General features: G+C 44.0%; 11 protein-coding genes and 1 tRNA gene. 7 read left to right on the top strand and 5 right to left on the bottom strand.

The genetic code is table 11. From position 1 onward, the window contains the following. The first annotated feature begins 15 nt into the window (after positions 1 to 15). Positions 16 to 3,894 carry a beta strand repeat-containing protein gene (locus H729_RS05580; RefSeq protein ID WP_147554398.1) on the top strand — a complete coding sequence of 1,293 codons (3,879 nt, stop codon included), beginning with the start codon at positions 16 to 18 and terminating at the stop codon, positions 3,892 to 3,894. Between the two features lie 158 nt (positions 3,895 to 4,052). Here the strand turns inward: H729_RS05580 and H729_RS05575 are convergent, their stop codons facing one another. The 4 genes from H729_RS05575 to H729_RS05560 form a co-directional block, all read right to left on the bottom strand. Further along, complete coding sequence (locus H729_RS05575; protein ID WP_020449028.1) at positions 4,053 to 5,585, bottom strand: ATP-binding protein; 1,533 nt, start codon at positions 5,583 to 5,585, stop codon at positions 4,053 to 4,055. Continuing rightward, positions 5,578 to 6,987 (bottom strand): DNA primase DnaG, encoded by a 1,410-nt coding sequence (gene dnaG / locus H729_RS05570; RefSeq protein ID WP_020449027.1) that lies wholly within the window; start codon positions 6,985 to 6,987, stop codon positions 5,578 to 5,580. The genes H729_RS05575 and dnaG overlap by 8 nt, the downstream gene beginning before the upstream one ends. A 274-nt stretch (positions 6,988 to 7,261) precedes the next feature. After that, entirely contained in the window at positions 7,262 to 7,462 is a 201-nt protein-coding gene (locus H729_RS05565; RefSeq protein WP_020449026.1) for a ubiquitin family protein, read from the bottom strand. Positions 7,463 to 7,471: 9 nt separating this feature from the next. Further along, positions 7,472 to 7,663 (bottom strand): hypothetical protein, encoded by a 192-nt coding sequence (locus H729_RS05560; RefSeq protein WP_020449025.1) that lies wholly within the window; start codon positions 7,661 to 7,663, stop codon positions 7,472 to 7,474. A gap of 132 nt (positions 7,664 to 7,795) precedes the next feature. Between H729_RS05560 and H729_RS05555 the strand changes: the two genes are divergently transcribed. The 6 genes from H729_RS05555 (at position 7,796) to H729_RS05530 (ending at position 14,423) form a co-directional block, all read left to right on the top strand. Beyond that, positions 7,796 to 7,902: transfer RNA gene (locus H729_RS05555), tRNA-Ser, on the top strand. Positions 7,903 to 8,009: 107 nt separating this feature from the next. Continuing rightward, positions 8,010 to 9,527 carry a serine hydrolase gene (locus tag H729_RS05550; RefSeq protein ID WP_020449024.1) on the top strand — a complete coding sequence of 506 codons (1,518 nt, stop codon included), beginning with the start codon at positions 8,010 to 8,012 and terminating at the stop codon, positions 9,525 to 9,527. A gap of 231 nt (positions 9,528 to 9,758) precedes the next feature. Continuing rightward, a complete protein-coding gene (locus tag H729_RS05545; protein WP_020449023.1) occupies positions 9,759 to 10,853 on the top strand; it encodes a FecCD family ABC transporter permease in 1,095 nt (364 codons plus the stop codon). After that, positions 10,844 to 11,617 (top strand): ABC transporter ATP-binding protein, encoded by a 774-nt coding sequence (locus H729_RS05540; RefSeq protein ID WP_020449022.1) that lies wholly within the window; start codon positions 10,844 to 10,846, stop codon positions 11,615 to 11,617. Before H729_RS05545 ends, H729_RS05540 begins: the two co-directional genes overlap by 10 nt. 13 nt (positions 11,618 to 11,630) lie before the next feature. Further along, positions 11,631 to 12,998 carry an ABC transporter substrate-binding protein gene (locus H729_RS05535; RefSeq protein WP_020449021.1) on the top strand — a complete coding sequence of 456 codons (1,368 nt, stop codon included), beginning with the start codon at positions 11,631 to 11,633 and terminating at the stop codon, positions 12,996 to 12,998. 57 nt (positions 12,999 to 13,055) lie between these two features. Next, the gene (locus H729_RS05530) at positions 13,056 to 14,423 is read left to right on the top strand and encodes an MATE family efflux transporter (RefSeq protein ID WP_020449020.1); all 1,368 of its coding nucleotides are present in this window, start codon (positions 13,056 to 13,058) and stop codon (positions 14,421 to 14,423) included. Here H729_RS05530 and H729_RS05525 read toward each other — a convergent pair. Beyond that, positions 14,420 to 14,917, bottom strand: a complete 498-nt coding sequence (locus H729_RS05525) for a hypothetical protein (RefSeq protein ID WP_020449019.1) — start codon at positions 14,915 to 14,917, stop codon at positions 14,420 to 14,422. The genes H729_RS05530 and H729_RS05525 overlap by 4 nt on opposite strands. Positions 14,918 to 14,952 lie beyond the last annotated feature (35 nt).

The raw sequence follows: 14,952 nt of genomic DNA, 5'->3' as shown, positions 1-14,952 counted from the left end.
GGTGGCAATATTAAATTGGCTCAGGATATTACAATATCTAACGAATCCGGACCATTGACTCTTATAAATGGAACAATCCTTGATTTGAATGGTCATACAATTACGATTCCATCTGTAGGTAATGAATCTAATAAAAATGATACATCTAATTCTAATATTGATTCTAATTCTAATCGATTAGTCATCGCAGATAATGCAACGGTGACCATTAAAGATGGTAAAATTGTATACAGCGGAACGTTAGGAGATATATCACCAATTAGGGTAGGTCAAACTAAGACATCCGTAACTGATGCAAACGTGCAGACTTTGAATCTAAACAATGTTGACATAATCAGCAATGGATATGGTGTAGCAGTCTTTTCCAAGGGAGTACTCAATATAACCGGTGGTTCAATTACTGCAGACAGTTCAGCCGTTGCTACAAATGGAGGCAATCCTGTCGAAAATGGGACCACAAATTCTGCTGATGCAAAAATAACTTTGAATGGCGGATGCTATACTTCAACGACAACTGCCGCTATCTATTTTCCTGGTGGAGCTGAGTTAAATGTCACTGGCGGAACATTCACAGGAAAGACAGGATTTGATATTCGATCAGGTACTGTAACCATTGATGATAATGCAATAATAAACGTTCTCGGCAGTCCTGATGAAAAGAAGACTGACGATGATGGCCCAACACCATGGGGAATGGGTGTAGCTGTTTTTGATAATACTGCATATGGAAAGAATACAGATGATAACGATAGCGTAACTCAAACACCGATTAATGTTACTGTCAATTCAGCTAATATCTATAATGCAGCATACGCATATTATTTCACTTCATTTGGTTCATATGACGATCTCAGGATTGAGGGCGGCTCTTTTAACACATCTCAACAAACTATACCTAGCGCGTCTCATAATGTATCCATATCTATCCCTGGAAACGGTAATAGTTTTGTAAACCTTAGTAAAGGTGCTACCGTCACACCAACAAAACTACAAGCTGATGGAACCGACAACTCCCAAAAACATCCAATTACGATTGAAACAATCGGTATTGATAATTTTATCTTTGCCAATGGAACTCCAATATCAATCGGTTCAGGATCATTATCTGATTCTAAAATCGAATATAAAGATAATAGTGGTAATACTATATTATTTGTTGATAATTTCGATTTATCAACTTTCACTGTGTTTGGTGGATCAAATAATGCTGGGGAGACTGTCACTTCTTCAGAAATCACAATGAATGGCGGAAAGGCTTATGGTATCGTTGGTGGCGGATATGGAAACGCAACTGTTGGTACGTCAACAATAACAATCGATGGAGGAAAAGCAACATATGTAGCCGGTGGAGGCTGGTCTACAGATAGCTCAACAACTGCTGTCAGTCTAGAAGCTTTAAAAAATAAAACAACAACTACCAATGTTACCATTAATGGTGGAGATATCTTATATGCAGTAGGTGGCGGCAGACTAGGATATACACATGTTGAAACTGCCAACTTAACAATTAATGGTGGAAACTTTGATGAAATCGTTGCTGGCGGTATTAATGGATATACCAAAACTGCAAATCTCACTGTTAACGGGACTTCAAAGATAACCACTGGTCTGATCTCTTCAGGAAACAGGGGACAAGTATCCAATGTAACTGTTGATATCAAAAGTTTAGGAACAGAAGGTAGTGCTAACATCGTTGTTATTGGAGCATTGTCTGGATTCACAAGTACTGATGGTGGACCGAATGCTATATTTGATAACATTACTTTCAAAATAACTGAGGATATTAATGGAATTGATAAGATATTTCTTGGCGGAGCCAAATGGTCAAAAGGAAGCAATCCTTGGATCACATCAAGAATCAATTCATTAAGTGATACTACTATTACAATAGATGCACCTGGATACACAGTATCAGCTGCAGACATCTCTAATGCAAATGATTATACAAATATTACTGTACAAGCTTCTGATTACACCATTGGTGATGGTAAGACTTGGACACTCACTGAATCTTCTAAACTTGAAATAATTGAAGGTAGTTCATTAACAACTAATGGATCTGGAAAGTTCATCAATGAGGGTATAATCGAAGTAAATTCTGCAGATGCTCTAAAGAATGCAATTAATTTATGTTCTGGAACAATAAAACTTATGGACAATATTAATGTTGTTAATTCAGTTGATGTAAATGTGGAGGAGGGTTATACGACTTCACTACTTATCTCAAATAATGTAACATTAGATCTCAATGGTCATACCTTAACACTTTCATCAGCAGGTTCTGGAATATATGTAGGAGCAGGTGGATATCTAACAATAATGGACTCGTCAAATTCTAAAGGTTCTATCATCTATACATATTCAGACATGTCCAATGCTACTATAATGGTAAATGGTACTTCTCCAGATTATGCACAATTAGTTCTTGAAAAGTGCAATATATTTGTCGTTAATACCACTGGGGCTTATGATGCGGGGTACGGAGTATTCGCTTCAACTTATTCTAAAGTATCTTCAGACAAAGATGTCTCAATCACTGCTGGTTACTCTGCAATAAGTGGAAATGGAACTGATAATGGAGCTGAAATAACTATTTCAGGTGGAAAATACACATCTAATGCATCTGCCGCAATATTCTTCCCTTCAACAACTAATCTGACTGTAACTGGTGGAAAATTCATAGGAAAAACAGGATTTGATATTAGAGCTGGAACTGTTTCAATTTCAAATGCTGAAATTTCGATCAATCAGAATGAACCTATCGATTCAACAGGTGCATCTGGTCCGTCTTCATGGGGAATGGGCGTTGCAGTAATTGATCATCCTAACTATGGCTCCGTGGGAACAACGGGTAATAAATCATATTCAGACATCTCTGTCACAATTAGTAAAACAGCTGTAACTGGTGCAAAATATGATTTATATGTTGGGGATTTAAATAGGGGTAAAAACGGAGAGTTCTTAGGTACTGATGGAACATTCACAGCTAATCATAGCATCGAAGTTGAAGTGAATGGAAGCACGGTCTATACCGTGGCTGCTGATGATACAAATGCTGAACGTTTCACATCAACCATTAAATCAAGTTCAGGCGGCAGCAGCGGAGGATACCCCGTCAATCCACCTGTAACTCCTGATACACCGGAAGAACCTATCATACCTGACAGCAGCGGAAACGCAGAAATTAAGGTAGATGACAAGAAAGCAGATGAATTAGTTCATGAAACAGTCGCATCAGGCTCAAACACGCTTAGCATAGTTGATAAAGACAATGTAGAAGGAACAGTAACATCTGTATCAATATCTGTTTCAGATTTAGAAACAATTTCAAAGAAGATTGAAAACAATAACAACATTGATTCAATTTCAATAGCAACTTCAGAAGGAGAAGTAATTATTGAAAAAGAAGTTCTTGCAGAAATATTAGAAAATAATTCAGAAGCAGACACGTTGATCATTGAAGTAAACAATGCAGAGAACAAATTAACAGAAGAACAAAAGAAAGTCGTAGGAGACAACCCTGTATATGACATCACAATCAGAGCAGGAAACGAGAACATATCAAGCTTCAACGGTAAATCAATTACTGTATCGATACCTTATGAACTCAAAGAGGGAGAAGATCAAAACAACTTGATTGTTTATTATCTCAAAGATGACGGTTCAATCGAAAAAATGAACTGTTCATATAAAGACAATCAGGTATCGTTTGAAACAAATCACCTTTCAAAGTTCATAATCGTCTATGAAGCTCAGGAACCAATAGTTCCAGACAACCCTGATGACAAGAATGATGACAATAACAGCGACAATACTGTTTATTACATAATCGCAGCAGTAATAATTATTCTCATCATCATCGCTTTAGCATATTACTTCATGAAGAAGAAGTGAGAGTAAACCCTATAAAATCAATAAAGACTGCTTTCGCAGTCTTTCATCTTTTTATTTAATTTCGATTAAGATTCATTAATCATTTTGTGAAAAGTCAATAATGTACTGTCAGCAGTAAATTAATAAAAATAGAATGGGTCAAAGACCCTGTTTGACGTTTACTGATATGCCTGATCGTCAGTCACGTGTTCATTCCAGAAGTAGTACTGTGAACGCTCCTTCTGAGCAGAAGAAATGTCTGTTCCCAGTCCTTTCATGTATGTACCGTATCTTTCTCTGATCTGTTCTTCGGCAGTACGGCTGCGGGCTTTAGCTGCAATGACATGACTCTCTTCGATGACAGGTGAATCCATAAAGACTGCAATATCCCCTGCAGACCTGATCAGACCGCCTAGTTCTCTAAGACGCAGCGTCAGAGCATTATCTTTCGAATCAATCACTTTTGCACGGCGTTTGGCCTCGGCAATTATGGATTCTACAGCAGCTCTTGATGCCGGAGGTATCTTTCCATCGGTGGCGATCTCCTGAGCAGTGAACTGGGCAATTCTGGCACGGTTAATGTCATTGTCTTCCATGAACGTGTCTACCAGCACTTCGTAGCCGTCACCGGCGATTCTGGATCTCAGAGGAGAAAGAACATTCTCTAAGTCCTGGATGTTGCAGGCCCCTACAAGAATAAAGTTGCAGGGAACGTTGTCAACCTTGACAGATGCACCGGCGGACTGGGGATTCCTTCCAGAAATGGGGAACCTCTTCTCCTGCATTGCCGTAAGAATAAACCTCTGGGTCTGGCCTAAATGAGACAATTCATCAAGGAATAGAACTCCCTGATGGGCTTCATGAATGGCACCGGGAATAACTCTCTCATACGGGGGGCTTCCCAGCTGGACATGGCCTCCGAAGGGGTCATGCCTGACATCTCCCAGAATCTCAGTCTCGCTGGCGCCGGTGGCAAGCACAAAGGGATTGCGCTCAAGAGGAACCAGCACTTTGCGGGGGCGCTGTTTTTCAATCTCTCTCCTTCTTTCCAGAGCGCTTTGGTCAAGCATGCGGATCATGTCGCCGCTTCTTTCGAAGACTACGACTTCCTCTTTATCAAAGCGTTTTCTGGTGGTAGTGACTTTTTCTTTTGCAGGAGAGAGTCCTGAGGCAGGAACACCCATGGATTCCATCATGTTGCCGATCAAATCTCCAAAGGGATTGTTGGGCTGACCCTCCTGGCCGGCTTTAGGCTGGTCGCAGGACGGGCAGGTCTTCTCCCTCGGAGATGAATAGTAGCCGCAGTTTTTGCATCTGTATCCCAGTTTCTCTGCGACAGCCGGGGGTGCAGCCTGCGGTTCAATAAGTTCTCCTTCGGCAAAGCCCTTTGATTCCTTTTCCCTGTTAAGCTCGCTTTCTGTGAGAACTTCAATCAGGGGGCGCTCGGGATTCTCGGGGTTATGTACGACTCTGACTTCTTCAGTAGGATGAGGAAGATGCAGAGCCAGAGCCTGAGCGATCATTGACTTTCCGGTACCTGGAGGCCCTACAAGCAGCAGATGTCTTTTTTGTCTTGCAGCGATTCTCGCAAGTTCTACAGCTTCGTCCTGGCCTATGACTCTGTCTAAGGGGTCGTTAGGTATGGCAATGTCAGCTGTTGTAGAGATAGACTTGAGGTCTATCTCTTTCCGGATGTCAACTTTTTCAGGCATTTAATTCGTCCTTTGTCCAGATTTCAACATTCTCTGGCTGCTTGGCGATGTTTCCCAGTTTGGTACCAACGATGGTCTCGATATTCATATTGGAAGCAATATCGACTATACGCTGGGTTATAATTCCGTCAAATACGACAGAGTAGACGCCTTCAACTCCGTTCTTGAGTGTGTTGACAAGCTCGCGGACTGAGACTTCTCTGATGACTTCTCCGTCTTTACCGAGAATGTTTGCTTTAGATGTTGTAGAAAGGCTGTTAATCATTTCTTTGTATTTTTCCTGCGCTTCAGACAGGCCGCTGGAGGATTCCTTCTCCTCATCAATCTCAGCGAATGGATCTGTAACAGGCTCTTCCAGTATATCTGCGGCAGGTTCCTTCTCTTTCTTGCTCTTGCGCTCCCTGGGCTCGCGGTGCGACCTGCTTTCTCTTGGTTCGCGCTGGCGCTTTTCAGGACGTTCCTGGACAGGCTCGCGCTCAACAGGCTTCTCTACTACAAGACTCTCTATGGGCTTCTCGATGATTGCTGTAACTTCCTCTTCTTTGAGTAAGGAGGGAGCAGCATCGGGAACCATATTGTACATCTCCATGTACTGTTCGCCGGGAATCTTGTTGCGCAGGCATTTCATGATCTGCTTCTGAGTCAGCTCTTCAACCTCCATGCCTCTGGGGGCACGGGCCACGAAATCGACTTCTGCGACCTGGAAAAGTTCTCTCAGAATAAGGTCTCCTCCGCGGTCTCCGTCTACGAATGCCGTGATGATCCTTTCTTTGCTGAGGTCCATGACAGTCTTGGGAACATTTGTTCCTTCCACTGCGATTGTGTTCTTGATGCCCGATCTCAGAAGATTCAGCACATCAGAGCGGCCCTCGACAACAATGACTGCATCGCTTTCGCCTACATTGGGTCCGGCTGGAAGGTGTTCCTTTCCATAGTGCACGAGTTCTTCAATCTGCACACTCTGCCTGACGCTTTCTGTAAGATCGATGCCGGTTGTCTTAGACTGTTTGATAAGATCTGCCAGAAGCTCTTTGGCCCTTTCGATGATTTTGGCTCTTTTGATGACTCTTACGTCTTCGATTCCCAGAATGGTGATCTTGGCTTTGCACGGTCCGACCCTGTCAATGGTCTCCAGTGCTGATGCCAGAATGACAGTCTCAACCTGATCCAGGCTGGACGGTATGAGAACTTCGCCGTCTGATTTTCCTTGTTTGGATATGACTTCTACTTCAATGCGACCCATTCTTCCGCTTTTCTGCAGGTCGTGCAGATCAAGCTCGTCGCCGAGTAATCCTTCGGTTTGTCCGAAAATTGCACCAACCACATCAGGCTTCTCAACAATGCCGTCGGCTTGGAGTCTTGCCTTTATCAAGTACTTGGTGGTGCTGGGATCAATATTCATTTGTACACCTCTTTATCTTAAAAACCAACTTAGAGTTAGAACTAAAACATACGCGCTTTGCCATTACAAAATATGGCAAAGATCGTTGGCCGACCATCATGCGGATGATTGTTTGAAATTGTTGTAAGATTCCCACCCTTAGCCGGATGGAAATGATGATAGTGAGTATGAGTAGTTAAATTAAGTTGATTTCCAGCGTCCATAGTGAAGAAGGGGGTTTATAACCCTTTGCACGTTTTCTTGACTTATAGAACATTGGATCATTAATCCATTATCAGCCGCCAGATGCCACTTTTATTAATTTTATGGAATCTCCCTCGCTTAAAATACAGTCTATCGGAATCGGAAGTTTTCCCTTTAAAACAATGTAGGCATCAGGCATCAGCCCCATGCAGGAGAGCAGATTTTCTGCTGTGGAGCCTTCATCCAAGCAGATTTTTTCCGTTTTGCTTTCATGCTGCACATTAATCATCATTGTAAAGCCTCATTTTGATTTGTCTGAGGAGAGGAGTGCGACAGCTATTGTTATAATCACTGCAGAAGCGCCGAGGCATATTCCCCACAGCGTGTAATTCAGAATTACTAGAATTCCGAGTATCAGGAATGCGATGACGAACCCTATCGCAAGGATGTCAACAGGGCTGACTTTCTTTTTCACCTGCTCTTTTTTAGACATGATGCCACTGCACCCGCATCGAAATTAAGGTTATATATGCTTGCAGGAAAGTCTGAACGGGCATCAGAAATAATATTCATATCTGTCAGTTACATGTAAATTTATATAACATGGTCTGTTTGAAGGGGTTAAGCCGAGGTAGTCTAGTCCGGTAAGGCGGCGGTCTCGAATAAGACATTAGTCTCCGAGTCAACCGCTGGCGACTCGCCACGGGAGTTCAAATCTCTCCCTCGGCGCCATTGTTTTATTCTCATTTTAATATGCAGAACTGTTTTTCACATATTCAATCAGGGGGCAGAAGTATATGCAATAACCTCGCTTTCTAACTTTAATTGTGAGGTGCAGCATGATGAGCAGAGATTCAGTAAAAATCAGGGGCAGTGCCGATACGTCTTATTTACATCAGACTATTGATAAGATGATCTGGGAGCTCATGGAGAAAGAACAGATTCCTGGATTGACTTTAGCCATCGTGCAGGCGCCGTATATTCCCCGTGTAGTGGGATATGGTCTTTCTGACGAACAGCAGAGAAGACTGGCATCTCCCAACACCCTGTGGCCGATAGGTCCGATTTCTCAGGCATTTACGGCAGTGGCGGTTATGCAGCTTTATGAAGCCGGGAAACTAGACATCAATGACCCGCTTGGCAGGTATATTGCTGATCTTCCGCCGGCCTGGCAGAATATCACAGTTCTGCAGCTGCTGCGCCATGCCAGCGGTATTGCTGATTATCGCCGGCATGAGAACTGGAAACCGTTCCGCGAGTGGACCTTTACAGAATTAATTTCGCTGGCAGCTGAGGAAGATCTGCATTTCAATCCCGGAAGTGATGTGGAACTCAGTGCTACCAACTTCTTATTGCTGACTGAAATAATCGAAGCAGCCAGCGGTCAGACTTATCATGATTTTGTAACAGAGAAACAAATTGACTTTCTCGGCTTGCGGCATACAGGCTTTACAGAGGATCTGGCGAAATTCAAGCAGGAAGATCTCACTCAGTCTGCCAATGTGCATCAGGTCTTTAAGCAGAACAAGCTTTTTATCGATCCGACTGAAACAGCCGCCAGCTATGATGAAAAAGGCACAGCGGTGCAGAATATCTGCTCGTCTGCCCTCAAGGGCTTTGCAGACATCTGGGCCTCAGCACAGGACGTCTCATACTGGGACATTGCACTTGCCGGTTCTGTTTTAATTCATGAAGCTGAAAACCGTTCGTTAATCTATGCTCCATGGACATTACCGGACGGCAGACAGGTGCCGGCAGTGGCGGGATGGCATTTCTATCACCACCGCGGGCTGATGGACATCAAAGGTTCAGTTCCCGGTTATTCTGCTTTTCTCAGCCGTTTTACAGATGCATCAGAACTGGTCTGCGTGACTCTGCTCTGCAATAAGGAAGGAATTGACTTCACAAATCTCGGACGCCGCATAGCAGCCGCTTTCGGAGATCTGCTGGCGACTAATTACAATGACAACAATCTCTTTCTTTATGAGGGGCAGTTCCCGGCAGCAGAGACTGTTAAACGTTTAGAGGATGAACTGAAACGAAGAAACATTCCCCTTTTTGCAAAATTTGATCATGCTGAGAATGCCCGTCAGGCTGGTTTGGAGTTACGTCCAACCACTGTGGTTGTGTTCGGCTCCCCCAGCGTTGGTACGGCACTTATGCAGGCTGATCAGTCTGTCTCGCTGGAACTGCCGCTGAAAATTGCCGTCTGGGAAGATGAGGCAGGCAGTACGTGGCTGGCCTTCCCGTGGCTTTCTAAACTAGCTGGTGAGTATTCTCTTACTGACAGCAGTGTCATCAATAAAATGCAGTATCTGCTGGAGGATCTGGTTCGCAGAGCCGGCAGTATTTATTAAGGCTCCAGGGCCTTTTACTTTTATTTTAAAATGAATACTTTTTATGTGCAGTTTCTAAAAATCATATTCTTTGCTATGAATGCTGTATGACTCATTTCATGAGCATGGAAATGATGATATCTATAGAGCCTGAATGAGGCCGCTGCTGGATTTACTTATTATATATTCTGTATTTTGCCGCTTGGGATATAGAAACATCTAAATACAATCTGTATGAGATAATATCAGTCATTGAAAAGTAATACTGAAATCACCCTGCCGACATTATCAACGACTGCTGAAACAGGCTTCAGAAGAGCTTACCGCAGTAAATTCTTCAAGCGTGTAACCTTCATCACAGTCTGCACTATTATCTGCATAGTCATTGCACTCTATTCAGTAGCTCTCGGCTCATCGGATATTTCATTTACTGACGTTTATACAATAATCACCAATGCGCTTCTGGGAAGGGAGCAGACCAACAGTACTGAAGCATACATTGTTTTGAGTCTGCGTCTGCCAAGGATCATCGGTGCCATCGTCTGCGGCGCAGCCCTTTCAATCTGCGGTGCAGCCATGCAGAGCATGATGAAGAATCCCCTGGCTGACCCTTACACAATGGGCATTTCTTCAGGGGCAGGCTTCGGGGCGGCAATGGCAATTATTTTTGGATTCGAACTTATTGCCGGAGGCGGAATAGTTATCAATGCATTCGTCTGCGCAGTCATTCCCGCATTGGTCATTCTTTTCTTAAGTAAGGTAAGAAAAGCAACTCCAACAATGATGATTCTCTGCGGCATCTCATTGATGTATGTCTTTAACGCTTTAACACAGCTTTTCATGCTGGTCTCCAGTCCTGATGATCTTTCGGCAGTTTACACCTGGATGGTGGGATCTTTAGCCAATGTCGGCTGGAGTGATCTGCTGCTCATCACAATCGTCACAGTTCTCGGTTCCATCTACATTCAATACATGGCCAACCAGCTCAATGTCATGGGCATCGGTGATGAGAGCGCTAAAACGATGGGTGTCAATGTTGACCGTCAGCGTTTAGCCATCTTAATGGTCATAACCCTGGTGGCAGCGGCGGTTGTCAGTTTTACAGGTGTGATAGGCTTTGTAGGTTTGATCTCTCCGCATATTGTAAGAACCGTCCTCGGTGCAGATAATAAATTCCTCATAATCGGCTCGGCAATTTTCGGGGCCGTACTGCTGCTGATTTCAGACATTATTGCCAGAACAATAGTGGCGCCTACGATGCTGCCGGTCGGTGTAGTGACCGCCTGTCTCGGCGGGCCGCTCTTCATGTATCTCATTCTGCGCAACAGCAAGGAGGTGTGGTCCTGAGCGATATCACAATAGACAATCTTTCATTCAGTTATGACAATGCAGATGTGCTCAAAGATATTTCACTGCAGTTTCAGGAGCCCAATCTTACCTGCATCATCGGTCCCAACGGAGTAGGCAAAACAACTTTGGTCAAGTGTATAAACAAGCTGCTCAAGCCTCACCAGGGCCGCGTTCTCCTGGATGGCACCGACATCAACAACATATCTCTCTTCGAGATGGCTAAAAAAATGGCTTTCGTACCTAATTCGGTCTCCAGCATATTCTCGATGACTGTCGCCGAAGCGGTGCTTATGGGACGCTATCCTCATTCCGGCTGGGTGACTTCTGCCGAAGATCTGCAGATTGTCGAAGAAATGATCTCCACAATGCATCTGGAAGATCTGGCAGAAAGAAATTTCCGGGAGCTGAGTGCAGGTCAGACACAGAGGGTTGTCATCGCCAGAGGCTTGGCGCAGGAACCGGAAATCCTCATTCTTGATGAACCGACTTCCAACCTGGACGTCAAACATCAGATGGAGATTATGAATTTTCTTAGTAACTATTCAAAAAAGATGGGCATCAAGGTGATCATGGTCTGTCATGACCTGAATATCACGGCTGCTTTTGCCGACCGTATCGTTATGATGCACCAGGGAAGGATTTTTGCCGATGGTACTGCCCGGCAGGTGATGACTGCCGAGAACATTCGTGAAGTTTACGATGTTAACGCGCGGGTCATCGATGTCGAAGGCAAACCGCACATAATCATGCTGAAAGATTAAGAGGTGAAACAAAATGAAAAACAATCGGACTATCGCGGCAATGATAATTATTGCTGCAGTGGTTGTCGTGGCCGGCGTAGCGGCTTACACTTTCCTTGCGGACAGCAGCGGAGAGGAAAGCAGCTCGATGGTCGGCAAGACGCTCAACAAAGAGCAGCTGCCCTCAGACGACTCCCGCCTGTGGGTTTTTGGCAATGCCGATGAGGATGACAAGCTCGATGCTGACGATCTTGCTTACCTGCAGAAGATCATCAGCGGAGAGGAAAAAGAAACCACTCTGGCAGATGCCAACTGTGACGGCTTCGTTGATGCTGATGATGTAACCTATCTGCAGCGGATTCTTGACAGTGAAAAAATGAAAGTTTATTATGTGGATAATTACGACCGTGTGGCTGCAGTGAACTGGCCAGTGAACTCCATTGCTATCGGCTACTGCAGCGGAGCATACTGTGCTGACTTAATCGGCGTCTGTGACAAAGTAACAATGGTCGACAATACGATTGCCGATTACTGGTCTGGAATCAACTCCAACTTTGCCAAAGCAGCCAGTTACGGCACTACTGAAGAACCGGACTATGAAAAGATGATCACTTCCGGCATTGATGTCTATGTTGTCGGTTACTGTGATTTCAACGCTGATGCAGTCAGTCCCGGCAAGCTCAATCCTGCCGGCATAGATGTGATGTTTCTCACAACATGCGATAATTCCGGTGTTGACCGTCCCAATGAGTATATTGATAGAACCATGGTGACCATGGCTTTCCTGCTGCAGGGCAATATGGACAAAGTCTATGAGTACCTGCAGTGGCACGATGAAGTTATTGAAACTTTAGAGCAGGCAGGCGAGACAGTTAAGGATCAGTCTGCCTACCTCATGGCAAGAACATGCCCGCCCAGTCTTACTGGTGACATCAGCATCACCGGTTACAACAACACCAATAATATCCATGCAGAGTGGGTAGGCATAAATGCCATCGGCATGCATGAAGCCGGACTGTCAAAGAACTATCAGACTATCGGGGTAGAGACTATCATGTCATACCTTGAGAAATATAAATCCCAGGGTTATGAGACATATTACATGGAGAACTGCCACGCCGGTCTGAGGCAGCAGTATGATCTGCTGGATTCGATGGCTCTCGATGCCCAGAGATTCGCCAGCATGAGCAACCCTCCGAAAATTATCGGTATGGCCAGGGAGGCAGGAAACAGTCCTCTGTATGTGATAGAGCTTGCATTCATGCAGAATGCGATGTATCCTGGACTTAACAACGGTATGGATTACAAGGAATTGTTTGAATATTATTTTGATAATTTCTCATCCGAGAATTATTACAATCAGCTGGATATCAATCAGTTCTTTGCAGTATACAACGCATAATTATAAACGCTTTAACCGGTCTTCACGGACCGGTTCTTTTTATTAGGACTGAGGCGAATGAACTCTGAAAATGTATCCGTCATGCTGGGCAATCCTAAACTCGCGATAGCATCAATGACGGTGCCCATTCTCATTTCTCTTGTGGTGTCTCAGGTAAATACATTTGTAGATATGTTCTGGTGCTCTACGCTGGGTGATGACGCTTTAGCCGCAGTGGGAATGGTCAGCTCAATATATTGGCTGATTGCCGGAATCGGAAACGGCATCGGAATAGGTGTGTCGGCATCTGCTTCATTTAATATCGGCTCGGGAAACAAGGCGGCTGCAGATTCAATAATCACACAGGCGTTTGTTTTCATGATCCTGGTGTCTGTTATCATGACCCCGGTGCTGCTGCTTTTAAACGGACCTCTGGTCAATCTCATCGGAGGAGGTCTGGTGTATGAGGAAGCTGTAGCTTACACAACTCCGTTCATGATCATGACGATTGCAATCATCATGCAGGGTGTGTTTGCAGGCATATTGAGGGCAGAAGGAGCTGCGAAAAAATCGATGGAAATGATGCTCTCGTGTGCATTATTCAATATGGTTCTGGATCCCGTGTTTGTTTTCGTATTTAACTGGGGGATAGCAGGACTCTCATATGCTCTGGTGGTTGCATCTCTGCTGTCGATGATACCGTTCATTTATTGGTATTTTATTAAAAAAGAAATGTATCTGAAAATAACTCTGAATAAATTCAGGTTCAGAAGTGAATATATTTTTTCATTCCTGAGAGTAGGATTTCCTAAGATGGTTGAATTAAACATCATGGCTCTTTTTAATCTGCTCTTCGTTCATTTTATAGTGTTATGCGGAGGCGTAGCAGGAACAGCGCTGTATAACACTGCATGGAGATATGTGGCTCTTCTGCTGATACCTTCGCAGGCTGTCGCGGCCAGTGTGGTCTCCGTGTGCTCAGCGTCATACGGGACAAATGATTTTCAGAAGCTGAGATCTGGATACAATTATGCTCTGTGGATCTCAATACTAATCTCTATTGCAGGTTCCGCATTGGTGGCTCTGATGGCAGAACCGTGTGCGGCATTGTTTACACATACGGAAGATACTCTGTATCTGAGGGACGATCTGGTAAATGTCATCAGAATATTCTGCATATTCATTCCCTTTTATGCCTGGATAAATGTGGCCTCATCCCTGCTTCAGTCTCTGCAGATGTCTTCGAGTTCTCTGTACTCAGCACTGATAAGAAACATCGTTCTGACGGCAGCACTGTGGATCTCATCATCAATGACACTGTATGATATGTGGTGGTCTCTTGTTTTGTGCGAAATATTCGGCGGATTTCTGATGGGCATCTGGGCATTTCACGGCATGAATCTGAGAAAGTCAGAGCGCATGACTGTCGTATCCAACAATGTTTAATCGATCACTGCTGTAATATCAAAGCTTCCTGTATCAACTTCAATCTGGAGGGCTTTTCCCTCGCTGCAGTAGAATCTGGATTCTCCATCAGCGTTATCTAATGATTTCCAGATGGAGACTTCCGTACCGTTTATGCTGGCCTCGCCCTCATACACAAACAGGGATTCCACCGGCATTTTAGTCTCTGAGGAAATTATGAGTGTGGATTTTATTGTTTCATTGTGAACTTTTCCAGAATCATCCACATAGCTTACGTCAAATGTATATTCATAGATGCGGCTGAGATCAGATTCATTCAGCTCTTTGTATGTTCCAGTGCCTGACACTTCATAATATGCAGAGCCTTCCAGATATTTTCCCTCTACTGTATATGAGGCAGGTTCTTCATCATCCTGCATAAAATTCATGATAACTAAGCCGGTTGCAACTGATACCAGAGAAATAAGAAGGATAAGGAACGCACCTAGCACATATGCACTGTTTCTGCTGCTCATATTGACCAACCAACTGTGTACGCTGTTCCCATATG

Source organism: Candidatus Methanomassiliicoccus intestinalis Issoire-Mx1, from assembly GCF_000404225.1.
Taxonomy (GTDB): domain Archaea; phylum Thermoplasmatota; class Thermoplasmata; order Methanomassiliicoccales; family Methanomassiliicoccaceae; genus Methanomassiliicoccus_A; species Methanomassiliicoccus_A intestinalis.
Note: the sequence above shows the minus strand (reverse complement) of the source record. Positions and strands in the feature narration are given on the sequence as shown.

Coding starts and splice junctions, on each gene's coding strand:
- H729_RS05575 (WP_020449028.1), bottom strand. CDS start 5,585: ATGCCTGAAAAAGTTGACATCCGGAAAGAGATAGACCTCAAGTCTATC.
- dnaG (WP_020449027.1), bottom strand. CDS start 6,987: ATGAATATTGATCCCAGCACCACCAAGTACTTGATAAAGGCAAGACTC.
- H729_RS05565 (WP_020449026.1), bottom strand. CDS start 7,462: ATGATGATTAATGTGCAGCATGAAAGCAAAACGGAAAAAATCTGCTTG.
- H729_RS05560 (WP_020449025.1), bottom strand. CDS start 7,663: ATGTCTAAAAAAGAGCAGGTGAAAAAGAAAGTCAGCCCTGTTGACATC.
- H729_RS05550 (WP_020449024.1), top strand. CDS start 8,010: ATGATGAGCAGAGATTCAGTAAAAATCAGGGGCAGTGCCGATACGTCT.
- H729_RS05535 (WP_020449021.1), top strand. CDS start 11,631: ATGAAAAACAATCGGACTATCGCGGCAATGATAATTATTGCTGCAGTG.
- H729_RS05530 (WP_020449020.1), top strand. CDS start 13,056: ATGAACTCTGAAAATGTATCCGTCATGCTGGGCAATCCTAAACTCGCG.
- H729_RS05525 (WP_020449019.1), bottom strand. CDS start 14,917: ATGAGCAGCAGAAACAGTGCATATGTGCTAGGTGCGTTCCTTATCCTT.